Origin of the sequence: Intrasporangium chromatireducens Q5-1 (assembly GCF_000576575.1) — a bacterium.
GTDB lineage: Bacteria > Actinomycetota > Actinomycetes > Actinomycetales > Dermatophilaceae > Intrasporangium_A > Intrasporangium_A chromatireducens.
This window is the reverse complement of sequence record NZ_AWQS01000254.1, coordinates 1-5,207: the sequence shown is the minus strand read 5'-3', so window position 1 is coordinate 5,207 and position 5,207 is coordinate 1. Positions and strand designations below refer to the sequence as shown.

Genomic DNA, 5,207 nt, shown 5'->3' with positions numbered 1-5,207 from the left:
CACTGTCGATGTCGAGAAGCGCACTGTCGATTGAGAGGGGTCAGGTGAGGCGGGTGGGACCTCGCTCGTCGAGGCGCTGGCGCTGCGGGACGATGGTGTACTTCGGGTCCTTGGCGGACGCGACACCGGCCTCGAAGACGCCGAACCGGGTCAGCGCCGAGCCGACGTTCAGCGCCAGCCCGGCGAGGACCGCGGCGGGGCGCCACCGGCCCCCGACGAGCGTCACCGCCGCACCCCCGAGCGCGAGCCACCGGCTCGCCTCGAGCATCCGGCCCTGCCGGCCCTGACGCAGCGGCTCGCCCTCGATCCCGACGGAGCGGTGCATCACCTCGGTGGCGGCGAGCTCGAGCGCAGCGCCGACGACCGCGGCCCGACGGGCGGGCTTCGCCTGCCGGGCCGACGTCGTCACCATGGCCGCACCGCCGGCCGCCATCAGGGCCGAGCCGGTGAAGACGAAGGGCAGCTCCTTGTAGACCGCGTGCCACGTCGGCGTGGCCGTGTCGCTCAGCAGCACGGCGGTGTAGGCGGCGAGCGGCGCGGAGAACGCGGCCGACCCGAGGTTGGCACCGACCTCCGTGAAGGCGGCGACCTTGGCGAGCGAGCTGCCCTTGGGCAGCAGCGGTCCGGCGATCTCGGCGACCGCCGCGGCGCCGGTGAACCCGCCGAAGCCGGCCAGGATCCACGACCCGACCGACATCGGGGAGGTGAGCTTGACGGTGCGCAGCATGTTGACGAACCGGCTCGGCTTGCCGAGGTCGGCGATGAGCGCCCCGGTGCTGACGCCGAGGGCCGCGAGTGCCGTGAGGCGGGCGTTGCGCTGCAGCGAGCGCAGGCCGACCAGCTGCGCCCCGGCGGCGATGAGGCCCGAACCGGCGGCGAGTCCGCCCGTGTAGAGGTAGGTCGGGATCTCGGCCTTCCACGGTGCCGGCTTGACGACCTGGCGACCGTAGTAGGAGGCGAACTCGACGTCGGGCACCATCATCCGCTCGGCGCCGCCACGTCGGCGGCGGCGCCCGTCACCCTCTGACGCGACGCCTGACGTCGAGCGCGCCACCGACGTGGGTGGGACCGGGGTGTCGGGGGAGGACTGGTCCCGGGTCGGCTGCTCGCCGGTCAACGGCGAGGTCGGCGGCGGGGCGGGCTGGTTCGGTGGGAGTGGCGTGCTCACGACCGCCTCCCCAGGAACGACAGGGCGGCGGCGCCGAGCATCGCCAGGCCGGCCAGGCCCGCCTTGCGGAAGTTGTCGGGCAGCGTGTGGGTGCTCACGACGGGGTCGGGGGGCAGGCCGTAGACCTCCGGCTCGTCGAGCAGGAGGAAGACCGACCCGGTGCCGCCGACGCCGTCGCGGGGGTCGGTGCCGTAGGTGCGTGCCTCGGTGTAGCCCATCTCATGCAGCGCCGTGACCCGCTCGTCGGCTCGCCGGCGCATCTCGTCGAGGTCGCCGAACTGGATCGAGGTGGTCGGGCAGGCCTTCGCGCACGCTGGCTCCTCGTTGACGCTGAGCCGGTCGTAGCAGAGGGTGCACTTCTGGGCGATGCCGTCGTCCTTGGCGATCCGGGCACCGGTCATGTCCGGCGAGGCGCGCCGCTCGATGACGCCGAACGGGCACGCCGGCACGCAGTAGCCGCAGCCGTTGCAGATGTCGTCCTGCACGACGACGGTGCCGAACTCGGTGCGGAACAGCGACCCGGTGGGGCACACATCCAGACAGGCGGCGTGGGTGCAGTGCTTGCACACGTCGGACGACATGAGCCAGCGGAAGTCGGGAAGGTCACCTTCGACGGGAGGTGACCCAGCGGCATACCCGTTCTCGGAAGCGGAGCGGACGGTCGGCATCCCGAGGGACACCGCCTTGCGACCCGACTCCCGGGCCCGCTCGATCTGCGCCGGCCCCTGCTCGACGAACGCGACGTGACGCCAGGTGTTCGCGCCGAGGGCCCCCGTGTTGTCGTAGGACTCCCCGGTCATCCCGAGGTTGTCCATGGGGAGCATGTTCCATTCCTTGCACGCGACCTCGCAGGCCTTGCAGCCGATGCAGATCGACGTGTCGGTGAAGAACCCCTTGCGCGCCGGGGCGTCGACCCAGCCCGCAGCGGGGGCGGGGTCGTGTGGACCGGAGAGCTGGTTGTGCATCAGGCTCGTGCTCATCGCGACACCTCCTCGTTCGCGCCGGGCGACAGCAGCGTGTTGTCCGTCTCGGTCGTGACACCGGAGCGGGACCGGTACTCCTCGATCAGCCGCAGCAGGGCGCTGCCCGTCGGGCGACGTCCCGGCTGGATGTCGCACGACGCGGCCTTCGACTCCTGGATGGCGACGTTCGGGTCGAGCGTGACGCCGAGCAGGTCGTTGGCGCTGTCACCCGTCACGACGGGGTCGATGCCGCCGCGGCCCCAGTGGTACGGCAGCCCGATCTGGTGCACGGTGTGGCCGCCGATCGTGAGCGGCTTGACCCGGTCGGTCACGAGGACACGGGCCTCGATGGCCGCGCGGGGCGAGACGATCGTGGCCCAGCCGCCGTTGGTGAGGCCCCGCTCGGCGGCCAGCGCCGGGGAGACCTCGCAGAAGAACTCGGGCTGCAGCTCGGACAGGTAGGGCAGCCACCGGCTCATCCCCCCTGCTGTGTGGTGCTCGGTCAGCCGGTAGGTCGTGAAGACGTAGGGGTAGACCTCGACGCCCGGGTCGCCCGCCGACGGTGCCGAGAGGTTGTCCTTGCGGGGGAAGACGCGCCGCGCCGGGTTGCGCTGCTGCGCGTAGAGAGCATTCTTGACCGGGGACTCCTGAGGCTCGTAGTGCGTCGGCAGGGGCCCGTCGACGACGCCCTTGGGCGTGAAGAGCCAGCCCTTGCCGTCGGACTGCATGATGAACGGGTCGTCGCCGGCCAGGCCCTCTGCGCCGCCCACGCCTTGGCCGGGCCGGTAGGACGGCTCCTTCGTGGCGGGGAAGTCCGGGACGTCGTCGCCCGTCCACTTGCCCTGCTCCCCGTCCCACCAGACGTAGGCCTTGCGCTCGCTCCACGGCTTGCCGTCGGGGTCGGCGGAGGCGCGGTTGTAGAGGATGCGCCGGTTCATCGGCCAGGCCCATGCCCACTCGAGGGCGGTCCTGCCCTGCTCGCTGCGCCGGGGTCGTCGGTCCGCCTGGTTGACCCCGTCGGCGTAGACGCCGGTGTAGATCCAGCAGCCACCCGCCGTCGAGCCGTCCGCGCGCATCTCGGTGAACGACGACAGCGGCTCGCCGGCCTTGTCGCCCCTCAGGTGGCGCCCGTTGATCTCCTGGAGCACCGTCTCGGCGGACGGCTCGCCGTGCTCGTCCTCGGGGTAGTCCCAGGTCAGGTCGAGGATCGGGCGGTCGCGTGGGTCGTCCGAGCCGGCCAGTCGGGCCCGGATCCGCTTGCCGAGCTCGTGGTAGAACCACAGCTCAGAGCGGGCATCGCCCGGCGGTTGCACCGCGGTGCGGTGCCACTGGAGCAGCCGTTGCGTGTTGGTGAAGGTGCCGTCCTTCTCCGCGTGTGCCGCGGCCGGAAGGAAGAAGACCTCCGTGCCGATCTGGTCGGTCTCGAGCTCCCCGCTCGCGATCTCGGGGCCGTCCTTCCAGAACGTGGCCGACTCGATGAGGTTCAGGTCGCGGACCACGAGCCACTTGAGGTTGGCCATCGCCTTGCGCTGCATCCGGCCGTTGGCCGAGCCGACGGCCGGGTTCTGTCCGAGCAGGAAGTACCCCTCGACCGTGCCCTCGAGCATGGCCATCGTCGTCGCGTAGGTGTTGTGCGACCCGGTCAGCTTCGGCAGGTAGTCGAAACACCAGCCGTTCTGCGCCGTGGCCGTGTCACCCCACCACGCCTTGAGGAGGCTGACCGCGTAGGTGTCCGTGGCAGCCCAGAACCCCTTCTGCTGCTTGGAGGCGACGGCGCCGACCCACTCGTCGAACGACTCGTGCTTGCCGGACACCGGCATCGGCAGGTAGCCGGGCAGCAGGTCGAACAGCGTCGGGATGTCGGTCGAGCCCTGGATGCTGGCATGCCCGCGCAGCGCCATGATCCCGCCGCCCGGCCGGCCGATGTTGCCGAGGAGCAGCTGCAGGATCGCCGCCGTGCGGATGTACTGCACGCCGACGCTGTGCTGCGTCCACCCCACGGCGTAGACGAACGCCGTCGTGCGGTCACGGCCGCTGTTGGAGGTGATCGCCCGGGCGACATAGGCGAAGTCGTCGGTGCTGATGCCACACACGTCGCGGACCATCTCGGGCGTGTAGCGGGCGAAGTGCCGCTTGAGGATCTGGAAGACGGTGCGCGGGTGCTGCAGCGTCTCGTCACGCTTGACCCGGGCGTGCTCGAGCGGTGGCCCGCCCGCGCCGTGCCGCTGGCCGGCCGAGTGCTCGGCCTTGAGCTCGCCCGAGTCGTGCTCGCCCGGCTCGCCGATCGAGTCAGGATCGCCGTCCTTCGCCTCGTCGGCCGTGGCGTAGCCCCAGCTGCGCAGGTCGTAGGAGCCGCTCTCGGGGTCGTAGCCCGAGAAGACCCCGCCGAGGTCCTCGGTGTCGCGGAAGTCGTCGTTGACGATCGTCGCGGCGTTCGTGTAGGCGCGGACGTAGTCCTCGAACCACAGGTCGTTCGTCAGGACGTGGTTGATGAGCGCCCCGAGGAAGACGATGTCGCTGCCCGCGCGGATCGGCACGTGCTTCGTCGCCGTCGCCGACGTCCGCGTGAACCGGGGGTCGACGTGGATGATCGTCGCGCCGCGTGCCTTGGCCTCCATCACCCACTGGTAGCCCACCGGGTGGCACTCGGCCATGTTGGAGCCCTGGATGACGATGCAGTCAGAATCCGCGAGGCTCTGCTGGTAGGTCGTGGCCCCACCGCGCCCGAACGAGGACCCCAAACTGGGGACCGTGGAGGAGTGTCAAATCCGGGCCTGGTTCTCGATCTGGATCGCCCCGAGCGCCGTGTAGAGCTTCTTCATGAGGTAGTTCTCCTCGTTGTCGAGGGTGGCACCCCCGAGCGAGGCGATCCCCATGGTGCGGCGCAGTGGCCGGCCCTGGTCGTCGCTGTCCTGCCAGGTGCGCCGCCGGGACTCGATGACCCGGTCGGCGATCATGTCGACGGCCTCGTCGAGCCCGAGGCTCGTCCAGTCCGTCGCGTACGGCGCGCGGTAGAGGACCCGCGTCGCGCGGGTCGGGGAGTTGACGAGCTGCTCGCTCGCAGATCCCTTGGGGCA

The 5,207-nt window shown here is 71.0% G+C and carries 3 protein-coding genes; all 3 read right to left on the bottom strand.

Annotated features, from left to right (window positions below):
* Positions 1 to 40: 40 nt before the first annotated feature.
* The gene (gene nrfD, locus N864_RS18935) at positions 41 to 1,168 is read right to left on the bottom strand and encodes an NrfD/PsrC family molybdoenzyme membrane anchor subunit (RefSeq protein WP_240474406.1); all 1,128 of its coding nucleotides are present in this window, start codon (positions 1,166 to 1,168) and stop codon (positions 41 to 43) included.
* Entirely contained in the window at positions 1,165 to 2,148 is a 984-nt protein-coding gene (locus tag N864_RS18930; protein ID WP_240474405.1) for a 4Fe-4S dicluster domain-containing protein, read from the bottom strand. The genes nrfD and N864_RS18930 overlap by 4 nt, the downstream gene beginning before the upstream one ends.
* Positions 2,145 to 5,207 (bottom strand): formate dehydrogenase (gene fdh / locus N864_RS18925; RefSeq protein ID WP_240474404.1); only part of this gene is annotated, 3,063 nt, incomplete at its 5' end. The genes N864_RS18930 and fdh, both read right to left, overlap by 4 nt.

Excerpts from the sequence above, each read along its gene's own strand:
- N864_RS18930 (WP_240474405.1), bottom strand. The coding sequence starts at position 2,148 with ATGAGCACGAGCCTGATGCACAACCAGCTCTCCGGTCCACACGACCCC.